Annotated in this window: 16 protein-coding genes; 5 read left to right on the top strand and 11 right to left on the bottom strand. The window is 66.8% G+C overall.

Features of this window, described 5'->3' with window-relative positions; genetic code table 11:
- Positions 1–28: 28 nt before the first annotated feature.
- Together A5705_RS19050 and A5705_RS19045 are read right to left on the bottom strand one after the other, a co-directional pair.
- Entirely contained in the window at positions 29–853 is an 825-nt protein-coding gene (locus A5705_RS19050) for a hypothetical protein (RefSeq protein WP_068279260.1), read from the bottom strand.
- Positions 850–1,629, bottom strand: a complete 780-nt coding sequence (locus tag A5705_RS19045; protein WP_067875036.1) for a hypothetical protein — start codon at positions 1,627–1,629, stop codon at positions 850–852. The genes A5705_RS19050 and A5705_RS19045 overlap by 4 nt, the downstream gene beginning before the upstream one ends.
- A gap of 105 nt (positions 1,630–1,734) precedes the next feature.
- Here A5705_RS19045 and A5705_RS19040 point away from each other — a divergent pair, with 105 nt between their 5' ends.
- Both A5705_RS19040 and A5705_RS19035 read left to right on the top strand, forming a co-directional pair.
- The gene (locus tag A5705_RS19040; protein ID WP_067875039.1) at positions 1,735–2,316 is read left to right on the top strand and encodes a TetR/AcrR family transcriptional regulator; all 582 of its coding nucleotides are present in this window, start codon (positions 1,735–1,737) and stop codon (positions 2,314–2,316) included.
- Positions 2,317–2,376: 60 nt separating this feature from the next.
- Positions 2,377–2,652, top strand: a complete 276-nt coding sequence (locus tag A5705_RS19035; RefSeq protein WP_067875041.1) for a hypothetical protein — start codon at positions 2,377–2,379, stop codon at positions 2,650–2,652.
- Positions 2,653–2,658: 6 nt separating this feature from the next.
- On the opposite strand, the gene A5705_RS19030 is transcribed toward A5705_RS19035, so the two are convergent.
- Positions 2,659–3,063 (bottom strand): hypothetical protein, encoded by a 405-nt coding sequence (locus A5705_RS19030; protein ID WP_067875044.1) that lies wholly within the window; start codon positions 3,061–3,063, stop codon positions 2,659–2,661.
- Positions 3,064–3,215: 152 nt separating this feature from the next.
- On the opposite strand from A5705_RS19030, the gene A5705_RS19025 reads away from it, so the two are divergent.
- From A5705_RS19025 to A5705_RS19015, 3 genes are all read left to right on the top strand, one after another.
- A complete protein-coding gene (locus A5705_RS19025; RefSeq protein ID WP_067875047.1) occupies positions 3,216–3,944 on the top strand; it encodes a hypothetical protein in 729 nt (242 codons plus the stop codon).
- A complete protein-coding gene (locus A5705_RS19020; RefSeq protein WP_231964245.1) occupies positions 3,941–4,516 on the top strand; it encodes a twin-arginine translocation pathway signal in 576 nt (191 codons plus the stop codon). Before A5705_RS19025 ends, A5705_RS19020 begins: the two co-directional genes overlap by 4 nt.
- 111 nt (positions 4,517–4,627) lie before the next feature.
- Positions 4,628–5,143: a hypothetical protein gene (locus A5705_RS19015; RefSeq protein WP_067875282.1), complete on the top strand. Its 516-nt coding sequence runs from the start codon at positions 4,628–4,630 to the stop codon at positions 5,141–5,143.
- A gap of 32 nt (positions 5,144–5,175) precedes the next feature.
- On the opposite strand, the gene A5705_RS19010 is transcribed toward A5705_RS19015, so the two are convergent.
- Genes A5705_RS19010 through A5705_RS18975 form a run of 8 tightly spaced genes read right to left on the bottom strand, consistent with a single transcriptional unit; the run spans position 5,176 to position 14,811 of the window.
- On the bottom strand, positions 5,176–6,870 hold the full coding sequence (locus A5705_RS19010; RefSeq protein ID WP_068279257.1) for an MCE family protein: 1,695 nt from the start codon (positions 6,868–6,870) through the stop codon (positions 5,176–5,178).
- Positions 6,871–8,280 carry an MCE family protein gene (locus A5705_RS19005; RefSeq protein WP_082956557.1) on the bottom strand — a complete coding sequence of 470 codons (1,410 nt, stop codon included), beginning with the start codon at positions 8,278–8,280 and terminating at the stop codon, positions 6,871–6,873.
- Positions 8,277–9,722: an MCE family protein gene (locus tag A5705_RS19000; protein ID WP_156763162.1), complete on the bottom strand. Its 1,446-nt coding sequence runs from the start codon at positions 9,720–9,722 to the stop codon at positions 8,277–8,279. Before A5705_RS19000 ends, A5705_RS19005 begins: the two co-directional genes overlap by 4 nt.
- Positions 9,719–10,801 (bottom strand): MCE family protein, encoded by a 1,083-nt coding sequence (locus A5705_RS18995; RefSeq protein WP_067875053.1) that lies wholly within the window; start codon positions 10,799–10,801, stop codon positions 9,719–9,721. The genes A5705_RS19000 and A5705_RS18995 overlap by 4 nt, the downstream gene beginning before the upstream one ends.
- Positions 10,794–11,834, bottom strand: coding sequence for an MCE family protein (locus A5705_RS18990; RefSeq protein WP_067875056.1), 1,041 nt, complete (start codon positions 11,832–11,834; stop codon positions 10,794–10,796). The genes A5705_RS18995 and A5705_RS18990 overlap by 8 nt, the downstream gene beginning before the upstream one ends.
- Positions 11,831–13,108, bottom strand: a complete 1,278-nt coding sequence (locus A5705_RS18985) for an MCE family protein (RefSeq protein ID WP_082956556.1) — start codon at positions 13,106–13,108, stop codon at positions 11,831–11,833. Before A5705_RS18985 ends, A5705_RS18990 begins: the two co-directional genes overlap by 4 nt.
- Before the next feature lie 19 nt (positions 13,109–13,127).
- The gene (locus A5705_RS18980) at positions 13,128–13,973 is read right to left on the bottom strand and encodes an ABC transporter permease (RefSeq protein ID WP_067875291.1); all 846 of its coding nucleotides are present in this window, start codon (positions 13,971–13,973) and stop codon (positions 13,128–13,130) included.
- 22 nt (positions 13,974–13,995) lie between these two features.
- The gene (locus tag A5705_RS18975; RefSeq protein ID WP_067875062.1) at positions 13,996–14,811 is read right to left on the bottom strand and encodes an ABC transporter permease; all 816 of its coding nucleotides are present in this window, start codon (positions 14,809–14,811) and stop codon (positions 13,996–13,998) included.
- Positions 14,812–15,081 lie beyond the last annotated feature (270 nt).

Genomic DNA, 15,081 nt, shown 5'->3' with positions numbered 1-15,081 from the left:
CGCGTGCTCCGGTCGGCCCCCTCGGTAATCACGCGGGCACCGCTTCCCCGGACGGGCGGGCCTTAGACAGCGGGAGCGGCCCGGTGCCGAAGTCCTCGCGCTGGATCAGGCGAAACAGCATCACGATGAACGTGACCTGATAGACGCCGAACACGACCATGTCCAGCCACCAGGCGATCTGACCGTTCCACGCCAACACGCCCCGCCGGAAGATCCAGCACGGCGCCACCACGACCTCGGTGAGCGCGTTGCACAGGTTGAGGTAGCCGAACCATTTGGGGAATACCCGATTCCGGTCGAGCAGGATCGCGGCCATCCAGATCAGCGAGCCGATCAGGAAAACCCCCATGGTCCCGTCGAAGGACAAGAAGGCGAAATCGTAGAGCCAGCCGAGCGCTTCGGGGTCTCGCTCGGGTCGCAGCGTCCCCACGATCAGCGCGATGTTGAGCAGCAGCATGCCGGGAACCGCGCTGAGCGAGTAGATGACCAGGTACGAATACCCGAACGCCGGGCTGACCGACATTCGCCGCATCGAATACGCGATGAGGGCGTTATTGATCGCGATCATGCCGCCGACAGCGAAGATGATGCCGAAGCCGACCGGTATCCCGAGGTGGCGCTCGTGAAACCAGTGCGCCTGCGTCGCGAGGTCCCAGGTGGGCTGCGCCGGCGGCTGGACCTGCGCCACGATGAAGAACACCGGGAAGAAGAGGGTGTAGAAGACGACGAGCACCGCCCAGGCCAGCCACAACTCGCGCTTGGGGCCGTACCGCAGGTGCCAGCCGAGCCGGCGATGCAACGGCCCCGAAGGCGGCGTGTCTTCGGACGCCGACGGCGTGAGGACTGTCTTCATGCGCCGGCCAGTTCCGTTCCGCGCCTGGCGTTCTCGGCGCGCTCGCGATAAACCGCCCGGCCCAGCGCGACGCCCATCATGACGATCCACACGCCGATGGCAACGTTCTTCACCCAGAACGACAGGACGCCATTCCAGGCCAGCGGGCCCGTCAGGGCCACGCCGACGAACGCCGCGGGCACCAGCGCGGCCGCCACGACCAGGTTGAAATGGGCCACCCAGCGCGGGAAGACGGGGCGCGGCTGATCGTCGAAATAGATTGCCAGGGCGAGGATCACGCTTTGCCCAATGAGAAAGGGAACGAGAATCGTGAACGTTATCCACGCGAAGTCGTTGAGCAACTGGGTCAGCTCGGGGCTGCGTTCGGTGCGGAAGGCGGCCAGCAGCCAGCAGACGTTCGCGATGAGGAAGAGGGTCGGACCGCCGGCCACGCAGCCCAGCAGCGCGTAGGAGAAGATCGGGGTCCGATGGGCCATCCTGCGGACCTGCAGGACGATCAGCGCCAGAATCGGCACCAGGCAAACGCCGAACCAGTTGAACACGATCATGCTGTAGCGGATTTGCGGGAGGTGGGCCGGATCCCGGTAGAACGCGGCCACCTGGTCCGCCGTCATCGTCGGCGACATCGGCGGGTTGAAGCCCGGAAACAGGAAGAAGCAGGCGATCCAGATGATCAGCGTGACGGGCAACGTCCACAACAGGATCAACTCGCCGTCGGTGCGCCGCAATGCCTTTCGCGGGTGGCCGGGAGCGTTGTCGGCGGCGACGCCGGTCATCGGTGACTCCCTCCAGCGCGCCGGTCGGTTGGCCGCGCTCGGCTAGTCAGGAAACTAGCCGATCGGCTAGCCGGGGTCAATAGCCGATCGGCTACGCTTCGGAGTGTGGTTTCACCGCCGACCAGGAGCCGGTTTCGCTTCATCACGCGCAGCGCCGCACAGACGCGCATCCTCGATGCCGCGCTGCAGTTGATCGCCGAGCATGGTGTGGGCGGGACCTCGCTGCAGATGATCGCCGACGCCATCGGGGTCACGAAGGCCGCCGTCTACCACCAGTACAAGACCAAGGAGCAAATCGTCATCGCGCTCACCGAGCGCGAACTCGGCGGTCTCGAGGAGGCCCTGGAGGCGGCGGAAGCGGATGACCATCGGAGCAGGGCCCGGGATGTGCTGCTCGACCGGGTCATCGATGTCGCCGTCGAACGGCGCGGCGCGGCAAGCACATTGCAGTTCGATCCCGTCATCGTGCGGCTGCTGGGTGAGCACGAACCATTCCAGGAATTCATCCAGCGCCTCTACGGTGTGCTGCTCGACGACGCCGCCGAGGACGCGCGGGTGTCGGCGGCGGTGCTGTCGGGGGCCATCGCGGTCGGGGTGGTGTCGCCCTTGGTGGCCGACATCGACGACGACGCCCTGCGTGCCCAGCTGGGGCGCATCACGCGCCGATTGATCGGCGCGCTCGACTGAGGCCGCGAGCTCCGCAAATTTTTTGACCGGTTCGCCGGGCGCTCGGGTACGGTTCTTTTCATGAAGACAGTCGCGCGCGTCGCCGCCGCAGCGATCATCGTCAGCGCCGGCTTGGGCACCACCCCGGTCGCTCAGGCCGACAACCCGCCCTGGCCGTTCGTCGGGTACCACTGGTGCCCGGGCCAGGCGTTTGACCCGTCATGGGGACCCCAATGGGATCCGACCACCTGCCACGACGCGCACCATCGGGACATGGACGGCACGGTCCACAACTTCGACTACTGGGGACCCAGTCCGTTCCAGGACTGGCCGGAGATCCCGAACAACCGGCCCTGACGCTGGCTAAGTGTCGCCGCGCTCCCAAACCTGCGTTCCGTCGTGCGCGTTGCAGACCAGGAACAGGCCGTCCGGCGCCTGCGCGACGTAGTACTCCGGGTAGTCGACGCACGACGAGCCCTCGTCCTTGACCCCGGCCATCGGGGGGGACCGGAACCACCGGGGCTGATAGCGCCTCGGCGAGCCGCAGAACATCAGGCGCCCGGGCTGCGTGGCGAAAGACACGTAGTAGTCGGCGGTTCCGAAGACGTAGTAGGTGGTGTTGTCGCACGGCGCACCGAGCACCTGATGCGGCATGATGCCCGGCGTGCAGTCCGGATAATCGCAATTCACCGGTGCGGCACCGGCCGTCGGCGCCACGCACACGCCGAGGCCCAGAAATGCGGCGACCGCTGCCACGATGAATCGCACGGGATCACTTTAAATTACTTGGCCCACCGCTGGGAATAGAATTCTCCGGCTCCGAGAAGATATGCATCCAATGCGCCTGTCGCCGCCGCCGGCATGCCCGCCTGGCAGTGATAATGTGGCTCTCCTGTAGGCGCGGACGAGGAGGTGATCCAGTGCCTCGGCGCAAGCTTCCCGCTGGGGCCACCGTCGCCGGCTCTCGACCCCTGGTGGCCCCGTCGGCGCCAGCGTCTTCCCCGGTCGGAGAAGCCGCAGAAATCGCCGAGGCCGAAGCCCGTGCCGAAGCCGCGCGCGCCCGGGCGATGCGGTTGCGCCAACAGGCCGAGGCGGCCCTGGGCGATAAATGCGGGAGCCCCGCCGAGGCGACCGAGTCGGCGCCGCGCCGGCGGCGGCTGCGTCGCCCACGCCGGAGGGCCGTGGCCGCGATCGCAGCGGTCGGCGTCGTCTGCGCCTCGTTGGCGGGCAGCGGGTACCTGGTGTGGCATCACCGCGGCGTCGTGCAGCAAAGGCAGCGCAGCTCGGAGTTCGCCGCGGCGGCCCGCAATGCCATCGTGACGATGATGACGATCGATGCGACCAGGGCGCGAGAAGATCTGCAGCGCTTCGTCGACGACACTACCGGGACATTCAAGGTCAGCATCTTGATGGGCGGTGAGGACGCCGTCAAGGCTGTCGAGCAGTCCAAGGTCAGTTCCAAGGGCACGGTGCAAGCCGCGGCTGTGCAGTCCATGAGCCAGGATTCCGCGGTTGTCCTCATCGCGGCGAAGTCCGAGATCACCAAACCCGGTGACCCTAAGCCGGAATCGCGGTCGATGCGGATCGTCGTCACCATCCAGCGCGACAACGGGCAGCTCAAGGTTTCGAGACTCGAGTTCGTCCCGTGACGGTCGACAGCGCGGCGCCCGCAGACGCGACTCCGCAGCCGGCGCCCACCCGCCGAACCGGCGCGATCAGGCGCTGGGCGCGGCGTGGCCTGGCACGGTGGCGTCCAATCCTGTTGACCCTCCTGCTGATTGCCACCCTCGGCAATGCGGCCCGGATATTCTATTTCGACTACAATCCGGATTTGCAGACCGACCGCACCGCGGCGCAACAGGTCATCAGGGCGGCCGGCGATGGTGCGGTGGCATTGCTGTCCTACTCTCCTGAGACTCTTGACCGCGATTTCGCGAACGCCAAATCCCGGCTCACCGAGGATTATCTGGCCTACTACCAACGGTTCGCCGACCAGGTTGTGGAGCCGTCGGCGCAGCGCGGCCAGGTCACGACGACCGCCAGCGTGGTCAAGGCCGCGGTGTCGGAACTGCACCCGAATTCGGCTGTCGTGCTTGTCTTCATCAGGCAGAAGACCACGAGTAGGGCCAAGCCGGAACCGGTGGTGACGTCGAGCAGCCTGAAGGTAACGATGGCAAAGGTAAAAGGATCGTGGCTCATCGATAAATTCGATGTCATGTGAGCGCCTTCCCTGAGCATCGGCTAAACCATTCCGTGACATGCCGCAGCGGTGTTAGTCTGTGAATTCGATTCGCTTGGAATTGGCGGTATTCAGCGCGTCAAGGAGCATATGATGCGTCCGGTAAATATGGCGATCAGCGCAACCCTGGTGGCCGTCGGCGTGGCCGGCGCCGTGCACGCGGCCCCGTCCGCACGGGCCTACGACCCCTCTATCAACGGGAAGTACACGGCCACGGTGGTCGGTGACTGGGCCCGGACGAACGAGGTGTTTCACCAGGAACCGGTGGTGCGAAGCACCTGGACCATCACCACGTCGTGCTCCACGGCCTACCGGTGCGACGGTACGGTCGTCAGCGATCAGGGCTGGACCGCACCGATATTCATGAACGAGGGCTCCACCTGGTTCGTCAAACGCGACATTCCCAATTGGACAACCTGTCCCGACGGCACGTCATTCACCGGTCACGACGTCATCCATTTCTATCCCGCCAACCCGGAGACCGGTGAGAAAGTGAACGGGTCGCCGGTCCTCGCCGGACGGGAACAGACGTCCGGGCCCAGCGGCGCCTGCGGCACCAACAAGCCGCTCTACATCGACCAGCCGTTCCGGCTCGACAAGATCGGATGATCCGGCTCACCTGACCCGGCTTGACGCCGGCATCAGGTGGCGAACAGGTCTTTCCAGGTTTTCGGCGCCTTGGGCGTCGTGGGTGCCGCCAGATCCGACTGGCGGTAAACCTGACCGTCCGGGGTCACGTAGGTGCCGGTGTGCGGGTTGTACTGGGCGATCGCCACCGATGGACCGGCCTGAGATTCATTGTGCCCGAACGCACTTGGCGCCGCCGACGGCGGCGCGGGCGGTGCCGACGGCGGCGCGGGCGGCGGCGCGCTCGCCGCTGCGGGCGCCGGTGACCCGCCGGGTGAAGCCGGAACATCGATCGGCGCTATGGGTGACACCTCCCCCATTTGCGCCAGCGGGCTGAGCGGCGCCGCCGGCGGCGGCAACGATGAACCCGGGGGCGTTCCGCGCGGGACCGCACCCGGGGGAAGCGGCGTTCCCTCCACCGGCCCGAAGATCCGTTCTCGGTTCCAGTTGACCCGGTCGTCGGGCGGGATGCCCTGCGCGATGAGGTTGGGGTCCAGCGGGTAAGTGCCGAAGACGTGCTGTCGCATCGCCAGCGGCTGGAAAGGCTTGTCGCTCTCGCAGATTTCGACGGTCGGCGCACGTTTCCCGGGCTGCCCCATGCAGGGATAGTTGCGGGCGCCGCGCACCGCGATGGGTGAATCCTGCGGCAGTTTGCAATACAGCCCGTCCGGCGTGTCGATGGTACGGGTGTCGGCCGCCGAACGCCATTGGCTCGGCGGCAGGAAACCGACCGTGCACGCGGGCGGGTCACTGATGATGAGGTTGAAGGCGCCCGTAGCCAACCCGGTCGGGGACTTCGTGCCGACGAACGACTGAATCGCCGCGGTGAACGGCGGCAGCAGGACCAACATCTGCTCGAGTGACGCGTGATAGGTCACGCCGATCTGGCCGATCGTGGTGAGGTTCGCCAGCAGCACCGGCAGCGTCGGCTTGATCTGGTCCAGCAGCCGCGACGCCTCGTCCAGGGCTCCGGGTCCCCGTTGCAGCAGGGTGCGGAACTGCGGGTCGTCTTTCGCCAGCTGTCCACTGAAGCCGGCCAGGCTGCGCGCATAGGTTCGGATCGAATCGGCGGTCTGGGCCTGCGCGTCCAAGAAAGGTCCGGTGTCTTCAGTCAGGCTTCGCGTCCGGTCGGCGACGCCGTTGAGGTCACCCGACAACCTCGACGAACTGTCGAACAGCGACCCGAAATCGTAACCGGCGCCGTTGAATGCGTCGAACGACTCGTCGAGCAGCTGACCGAGCTTCCCCTTGGGAATGCTGTTGATCAACTTGCTGGACTGGTCGAGCACGGGGCCGATCGGCTGGGGGATCGTCGCGTCGTTCGCGGCGATGACCGAGCCGTCGTGGAGGTAGGGCGGTGAGTCGTTCCGCGGCCGCAGATCGACGTAGTACTCGCCCACCGCGGAGATGCTCAGCACCTCCGCCTTCAGGTCCGCCGGGATCTTCGGCGAAGTATCAAGGGACAGAGTGGCTTTCGCGCCGTCGGGGGTCAGACCCACCGCGGTCACCTTGCCGATCTGCACCCCACGGTAGGTCACGTTGGAAAAGCGGTACAGGCCCCCGGTGGCGGGCAGTTTCAGCGTCACGGTCATCTTGCCGATGCCGAGCAATGTCGGGGCCTGGATGTACCACAACGTCATGACGACCACGCCGATGATCCCCACGATCGTGAAGATCGCCAACTGAATGCGGACGAAGCGGGTCAGCATTTACGAGCCCCCGTCCGTCGGCGTCGCGGCGGGCACCGGGGCACCCTGGTCGGCCGGTGGCGCCGGCGCTGCGGATGGCGCCGGGCCCGGCAGCGACGAGGGGCCCTTCTGCGCATCGGGCCCGAGCCACGTCAAGCCCGCGATCAACGGTGACACCGGCGGCGGCGCCGCGGGTGGTGCGTCTCCCGACTGTGGGTTGACCGGCCCTTGCGCCGCGGGCGGCGGTCCCGGCCGGACCGGCGCCCAGGGTGGCGGCGGCCCGAACGGTGCCGGTTCGCCGACCGGCCCGGGCTTCACCAATCCGCCGGGCGCACCGGGTGGGGCGCCGTACCGGAATTGCAGGTACTCCGGATCCGCGGGCCCCGGTACGGCCTCGGCGCCGATCCGTTCCCAGTGCGTGCCCCGCAGGATGCCCTTGCGGAGCCCGGCGTTCGTCAGGTCGATGATGAAATACCCGTTGAGGTAGTCGCCCCGGATGTACCGGTCGATGATGCTCTGGGTCCAGGGGAACGTCGGCGCGTACGCGATGGCGGCGTCGAGATCCGGCCCGATGTCGGCGAGCGCACCGAGCGCCGGCGCGAGATTCTTCAGGTTCGTCACCAGGTCGTCGCCCGCGTCGTTGACGAGTCGGGTCGCGGTGTTGCTGAACGTCCCGAGCTTGTTCAGCGCGGTCGTGATGCGCGGGCGCTCCTTGATGAGCACGTCCAGCGCCGGCGGAATCTTGTACAGCGCCTGGGTGATCACGTCGCGCTGCGCGGCGAACGTGCCGGCCAGGCGATTCAGCGAGCGTATCGACGCGACGAGGTTGTCGCGCTGCTCATCGAGCGTGCCCACGAACCTGTCGAGCCGCTCGAGCAGATCGCGCACCGCGCCTTCGTTTCCGGACAACGCGGCGTTGAAGTTGTGGATGATGTCCCCGAACTGCCCCAGCCCGCCGGCGTTGAGGACCACCGACAGCGACGACAGCGTCTGCTCGGTCGACGGATAGGTGGAGGACCGGTTCAGCGGAATCGTGGCGCCAGGTTGCAGCCGTCCGGTGCCCTGCTGGCCCAGCGGGGGATTCAGCGCCAGGTGCATGGAGCCCAGCAGGCTGGTCTGGCCGACGCTCGCGACCGCGTTGGCCGGGATCACCGTGCCGGGCTTGACCGAGATCTCGACATCGGCGTGCCACCCGCGCACCGTCATCTTGCTGATGCTGCCGACGATGACGTCGTCGATCATCACCGGCGAATTCGGTTCCATCGTCACGACATTGGCGAGCTCGACGTGGTAGGTGTTGGCGCCCGGGCCGCGTCCTACCGCGCCGGGCAGCGGCAGCGAGTTCAGGCCGTTGAATGCACACCCGCTCACGGCGAGCATGACGGCGCAGCCGATGCCGAGCACCCGCCGGATCGCGATCCGGGCGGTCACGGTTGCGCTCCGTCGCCCGGGAGCAGCATGTCCTGAACGTTCGCCGGTGCGGCCGGTGGCGGCGAGGCCGGCGGCGGCGGGACGGGCGGCGGTTCGCCCGGTGGGGGCTCCGGCATCGCCGCGCCGGGTATCCGCCCCAGCGGCACCGAACCCGGCGGCCCGACGGGGTCGCCCGGCAGCCCGGTGTACGCGGACACGGCCGGCGGCAGCAACGGCGGGCCGGGCCGGGGGCCCTCCCCGCCGGGCTTGAGCCGGTCCTCGCTGTAGACGACGTTTTGCGGGGCAAAGGACGGGGCGAGGATCGGGTTGACCGGAATCGGGAGGTAGTTGAAGTTGACGATGAAGTTCGGGTTGAACACCTTCAGCGCCGGGCTCAGATACAGGCCGCACAGCTTGCCCGTCTCGACGGCGGTGACGTTCTCGATGGCGCCGATGCCCGCGCACCAGGCATACGTCGGGTTGGTGAAGTTCTGCAGGCCGACCCCGCCGCGGATGTTCCCGGTGTCCGGGTCGTAGGCGTTGTAGGCGTTGGCCAGCGCGGTCGGCGAGATGTGCAGCACGTTTTTCAGCGCCATCTTCTGGTCGACGAGTATCTGTGTGAGGTCGGCCAACCGCGCGACCTGTTCGGAGGTCGCATCGCGACTGCCCGCGATGAACCGCTGCACGTCACCGACCGCGCTCGCCAGGTCCGTCAGGGCCGCATCCAGATCGGACCTGTTGTCGTCGAGCACGCTGGTCAGCGTCGCCAGCCGATTGTCGAACTGCACGATCTGGACGTTGCTGTCGCGCAGCGCCCCGACGAAGGTCTGCAGGTTCTTGATGATGTCGACGAGATTGCCGCTGCCCTCGGCGAAGATCCGGGCCACCCCGGACAGTTGCGCCAGCGTCTGGCGCAACTTCTCGCCGTTGCCGCCACCGAGCGCGTCGGCGGCGCTGTCGATGAACCGCGACACCGCCGGGGTGGAAACCTTGCTGTTGGGACCCAATTCCGTTGCCAGACGCATCAATTGCGTTTTGACCTCATCCCATTCGACCGGCACCGCCGTCCGTTCGACAGGGATCACCGCGCCGTCACGCATGGTGGGGCCGCTCGACCGGTAGGCCGGCGTGAGCTGCACGTAGCGCGCCGCCACGAGATTTTGGGCGACGATCACCGCCTTCGCGTCCGCCGGGATGGGGACCCCGCGATCGACGTGCATCACCATCTTGGCCCGGGTCCCCTGCGGCTGAATGGACGCGATGGTGCCGACCTTCATGCCGGACACCCGCACGTCGTCGCCCGGATAGATCGCCGTGGCGGTCGGGAAGTAGGCGGTGATCGTCGTCGGGCGAAAGAAGGTGTTGCGGATGGCGATCGCCGCGCCGACGACCAAGATCCCCGCCAGCGCGATCGCCAGCCCCACCTTGAGCTTGTTGCGCGGAATCGTCCCGAGCCCGGTCACGGCCGCCCTCCCGGGTCCTGGTTGAACGGCCACGGGAAGAACGCCCGCGGGCCGGCGGTGTCCGGTGGTTGACCGGGCGCGCCGTAGGCGCGGAACCCGAAGGCATAGTCGAACAACCACTGGAAGAATTCCAGCTGGAAAAGGTTGGGAATGAACGGGTTGTAGTAGTAGCCGCTGGAAACGGTCTCGCCCTGCGTCAGCTCGTACTTCGCCAGTCCCGGAAGGGCTTTGGCGAGATTGTCGCGGTTCTTTTCCAGCATCGCCGTCACGGAGTTGAGCTTCTCCAGCGTCGGCGCCAGCTTCGCCTCGTTGTCATGCACCACGCCGGACAGTTGCTTGGCCACCGCGGACGTGCTGGCCAGCAGCCGCACGATCGCCTGCCGCCGCGCCACCAGCATCGACAACAAGTCGTTGGCGTTGAGGATCAGGGTGTTGAGCTGCTGGCTGCGTTGCCCGAGCACGCCGGTGACGTCGGCGGCGCCCTTGAGCAGCTGACCGAGCGTCTGGTTGCGGGCGTTGAGCGTCTGGGACAGCCGGCTGATCCCGTCGAACGCGGGACCCAGTTGCGGCGCAACCTGATTCAGGGTCGCCGACAGCGTGTCAAGGGACTGGTTGAGCGACTCGGTGTTGGTGCCCTGGAGGTCGGTCGTGAGGTCGCTCACCGCCTCGGACAGCGAGTAGGGGGAGGAAGTGCGCGATGCCGGGATGACGGCCATCGGATGCAGATTGCCGGTGCCCGCGGAGTCGATGGTGAGCACCCGCTGGCCCAACAGTGAACCGGTCTTGATGTGCGCGGTGCTGGCCGAGCCGAGCAGCACGTTGCCCTTGGCGGTGAACGTCACCAGGACGTCGCCGTTCTGCAGCGACATGCCCGTCACGCTGCCGACCTTGATTCCCGAGATGGTCACGTCATTGCCCAGCGCGAGGCCGCCGGCGTCGGCGAACAGCGCCTGGTAGCGGACCGTGGTGGCCCGCTGCACCAGCTGATCGGGGTTCAACCCGACGGCGATGACCAGCGCGATCAGGACGGCGCCGATGAATCCGGCCTTGATGAGGCCCGCTCCGCGATACTTATTCATCGGGATCCTTCGGTTCCGCGCAGCGCCCGGTGGTTTGGTGCTTGATGCCCACTTCCACGGTCCGGTACTGCAGATCGGACACCCGCAGCGCCAGCCCGCACAGGTAGTAGGGGAACCAGGCGCCGTAGGAACCGAGCCTGAGCAGTTTGCGGTAGTTGTGCGGCAACTTGTGCAGCGAGGTGTCGATGAGGTTCTTGTCCTGGTCGAGCAGTGGGGCCAGCCGGCTCGTTTGGTCCACCGTCGCGGCCAGCGGCGGGCGGGCGCGGGTGAGCAGATCGGCGATGGATGCGGTCCCGTTGTCCAGGGCGGTGATCGCGGTGCCTATGGTGTCACGGTCCTGGTCGAATCCACTGACCAGTTTCTCCAGGCGGTCGATGGCGCCGGAGAACTTGCTGCCGTCCTTGTCGACGGTGGCCACCACGGTATTGAGGTTGTCGATCAGTTCCTGCACCGTTTGGTTGTTGTCCGCCAGCGTGTTGGAAAACGACGTCGACTTCGACAGCAGCGACTGCAGGGTTCCGCCCTCGCCCTGGAAGACCTGGATGAGCGCCGCGCTGAGCGCGTTGACGTCTTGCGGATTGAGGCCCTGGGTAACGGGTTTCAGCCCACCGAGCAGCAGATCGATGTCGAGGGCCGGCGCGGTGCGATCGAGCGGGATCTGCGCCCCGGCCGGCAGCACCTTGGTGGATCCGGGGCCCTCGGTCAGCTCGAGGTAGCGATCACCAACCAGGTTGAGGTAGCGAACCTGGGCGCGGGTGCCGGTGGTGAGGACCACGCTGCGGTCGGCGTCGAATTTCACCTCGACTTTCTTGTCGGCGCGCAGGCTGACGCTGTTGACCGTGCCCACCCGAATCCCGGCCACGCGCACCGTCTGTCCGGGTTTGAGCCGCGACACGTCGGTGAAGAGCGCCGAATACCCGTTCGTCGAACCGGTGGTGTACTGCCCGAAGATGAAGAACAGGAACACGGTCAGCAGAACCATCACGGTGGCGAACGCCCCGAACTTGAGGATCATCCCGCGCGAGCCGGTCATCCGGGCATTCCGATCTGCATGGTGTTGCGGGGCGGCCCGTCGATCGGCCCGTACAGCAACTGCTTGAGCGCGTCGGAGTTGAGCAACAGTTGCTGGTTGCCGTACTGCGTCGGGTTGGAGCCGTTGTCCGTCACCACGAACGGCGGCGCGACGTCGAAGGGCACCGTCGGGAGATCCATGCACTGCGGACCGCCGGTGGCGGCGACCTTGGGCAGGTTGGACGGGTAGCGGTAGCGCTCGGCGCCGAGGCCGAGGACGACGGTGACCTTGACCATCGGCTCGGGCAGGTCCGGCGCGTGCAGGTTCCCCAGCGACCCGGCTATGCCGCAGTACAGCGCCTGGTGGTACTGGTTGAGCAGATCGGTGGTGGGAACCAGCAGATGCAGGACATCGGTCAGCGCTTGCCTGTTGCCGCCCACCACGTCATTGCCCATGTCCGCCAAGCCGATCGCACTGATCAGGAAGGCATCCAGGTTCTGCTGCTCGTCGACGATCGACTTGCTGATCCGCACGGCGTTGTCGGCCGTGGCGAGCAGGTGCGGCGCCGCGTCGGCGTAGGCGTCGCTCACCGCGGGCAGGGTCTCGAGGTCGTGCCGCAGCGCCGGAAGGCTTTGCTCCTGGGTGGCGAGGAAGGAATCCAGGTCGCGCAGCATCTGGCCGATCTTGTGGCCGCGGCCGTTGACCGCGGACGCTATCGCGCCGAGGGTCTCGTTGAGCTTGGCCGGGTCGATCGTCGACAGCAGCGACGTGAGTTGCTGGAATACCGTGTTGATTTCGACGGTGACGTGCTTGCCCTCGAGCACCTGGCCCGCGTGCAGCGGCTGCGCCGACGGCTCGGCCGGCGGCACCAGCTCAACGAACTTGGCGCCGAACACCGTCGTCGATGCGATGTCGACGAGCACGTTGGCCGGGATGAAGTGCATCTGCGCCGGCTGCATCGCAAGGTGCAGCACGGCTTCGCCGTTCGGCCGCGTGTCGATCGAGGCGACCTTGCCCACCTCGACGCCGCGCATCTTCACCTTGGCATCCGGGTTCATCACCAGGCCCGCGCGCGGCGAGACGACGGTGACGGGCACGCTGGTGGTGAAGGAGCCCTGGAACAGCCCGATCGCGACGGCGAAGATCAGGCCGATCAGCACGATGGTCACCAGCCCCGCCAGGGGTCGCGCGTATGACTGCGCGCCGAAGTGGCGGCCGGGTGAGGCGGCGACAGGCCGTGCGGCGCTGGTGGTTTCGGAGCGGTGGATGGGGCCCGGCCCGAGGTTTTGCGTCACTGTCCGTTCACCACCCTCCCTAGCCCGACAGGTTGAAGTTGCCGTTGGTGCCGTAGATGGACAGCGACACGAGCAGCGTCACCGACACGACCACGATCAACGAGGTTCGCACCGCGTTACCGGTCGCGACGCCGACGCCGGCGGGTCCGCCCGAAGCAAAGTAGCCGAAATACGTGTGGATCAACAAGATCGTGATCGCCATCAGAACGGCCTGCAGGAAGGACCACAACAGGTCGATCGGGTTGAGGAACGTCGAGAAGTAGTGCTGATACAGGCCGCTCGATTGGCCGAACAGCACCACGGTCGTGAATTGGCTGGCGAGGAACGACAGGATGACGGCGATGGAATACAGCGGCGTGATCGCGATCATCCCGGCAGCGATCCTGGTGCTGACCAGGTACGAAATCGGCCGGATGGCCATGGATTCCAGCGCGTCGATCTCTTCATTGATCCGCATGGCACCGAGCTGCGCGGTCACGCCGGCGCCGAACGTGGCGGCCAGGCCGATGCCCGCGACGATGGGCGCCGCGATTCGAACGTTGATGAAGGCAGCCAAGAACCCGGTCAGCGCCTCGATGCCGATGTTGCCCAGCGAGCTGTAGCCCTGGACCGCCAGGGTGCCGCCCGCGGCCAGCGTCAAGAAGCCGACGATCACCAGCGTGCCACCGATCATGGCCAAAGTTCCCGCGCCCATGCTGATCTCGGCGATCAGCCGGATCACCTCCCGCCGGTAGTGGCGGACCGCGAACGGGACTCCGGCAAGGGCCTGCCCGTAAAACAGGGTGTGGTCGCCGATTCGGCTCAGGGTGGCGACCGGCTTGTCGAGTTGTCGCGTCAGGCGCGGGTAGGTGGCGCGTAGCGTGATCACGGTTTGTCCCTATACCTCCTCAGTGGCCCTTGGTCGACATTCGGATGCCGATGGCGGTGACAACCACATTCACGACGAACAGCGACATGAACGCATACACGACCGTCTCGTTGACCGCGTTGCCGACGGCCTTGGCACCGCCGGAGACCGTGAGCCCCCGGTAGCAGGCGACCAACCCGGCGATCAGGCCGAAAAGCGCTGCCTTGACGCACGAAATGATCACCTCGGGCACGCCGGTCAGCAGGGTGATGCCCGCGGCGAACGCCCCGGGATTGACGTCTTGGACGAACACCGAAAAGACGTAGCCGCCCACGATGCCGATGATGACCACGAGGCTGTTCAGCAGCAGGGCCACCAGGCCCGAGGCCAGCATGCGCGGGGTCACCAGGCGCTGCACCGGATTGATGCCCAGCACCTCCATGGCGTCGATCTCCTCGCGGATCGTCCGCGAACCCAGGTCCGCGCACATCGCCGTGGAGCCGGCACCCGCCACGATCAACACGGTCACCAGCGGACCGACCTGGGTCACCGCGCCGAAAGCCGCACCGGCGCCGGACAAATCCGCCGCGCCCAGTTCGCGCAACAGGATGTTGAGCGTGAAGCTGACCAGGACGGTGAACGGGATGGCGACCAGCAGCGTGGGCGCCAGCGCGACGCGCGCGATGAACCACGACTGCTCCAGGAACTCGCGCCACTGCCAGGGCCGGCGGAACGCGAACTTGATCGCGTCGGCCGACATCGCGAACAGGCCGCCGACCGCTTCCATCGGCTTGGAACCCCGGCCGAGCGAGATGCCGCCGGTCCAGCGCTCCGGGCCCGCCCGCTTAACCGCCATGAGACCAAAGCCCTTCGCACTTTTCGAGACGGGTAGTCTTGTTCCGGTTCGCCGGCTGCTGTACGTTCGAGTGAGCAGGCGACCATGAATGCGCGCCGCCGATGGTGAAATGTCTAGCAGGCAGCCATGTTCCGGCGTCGACCGTCGGCGTGGCAACCGCTACCATCCTCACGCCAGACCTCCGTTCTGTCGCGTGAGTTGGCGCTCCAAAACGAGGGGCCCGGTGTCTTGAAGCGTCCGGCGATTATGACTCATGCCGCGTCCCGTTGG

This window comes from Mycobacterium sp. E787 (assembly GCF_001668725.1).
GTDB lineage: Bacteria > Actinomycetota > Actinomycetes > Mycobacteriales > Mycobacteriaceae > Mycobacterium.
Note: the sequence above shows the minus strand (reverse complement) of the source record. Positions and strands in the feature narration are given on the sequence as shown.

Excerpts from the sequence above, each read along its gene's own strand:
- A5705_RS19050 (WP_068279260.1), bottom strand. The coding sequence starts at position 853 with ATGAAGACAGTCCTCACGCCGTCGGCGTCCGAAGACACGCCGCCTTCG.
- A5705_RS19045 (WP_067875036.1), bottom strand. The coding sequence starts at position 1,629 with ATGACCGGCGTCGCCGCCGACAACGCTCCCGGCCACCCGCGAAAGGCA.
- A5705_RS19035 (WP_067875041.1), top strand. The coding sequence starts at position 2,377 with ATGAAGACAGTCGCGCGCGTCGCCGCCGCAGCGATCATCGTCAGCGCC.
- A5705_RS19015 (WP_067875282.1), top strand. The coding sequence starts at position 4,628 with ATGCGTCCGGTAAATATGGCGATCAGCGCAACCCTGGTGGCCGTCGGC.
- A5705_RS19010 (WP_068279257.1), bottom strand. The coding sequence starts at position 6,870 with ATGCTGACCCGCTTCGTCCGCATTCAGTTGGCGATCTTCACGATCGTG.
- A5705_RS18995 (WP_067875053.1), bottom strand. The coding sequence starts at position 10,801 with ATGAATAAGTATCGCGGAGCGGGCCTCATCAAGGCCGGATTCATCGGC.
- A5705_RS18990 (WP_067875056.1), bottom strand. The coding sequence starts at position 11,834 with ATGACCGGCTCGCGCGGGATGATCCTCAAGTTCGGGGCGTTCGCCACC.
- A5705_RS18975 (WP_067875062.1), bottom strand. The coding sequence starts at position 14,811 with ATGGCGGTTAAGCGGGCGGGCCCGGAGCGCTGGACCGGCGGCATCTCG.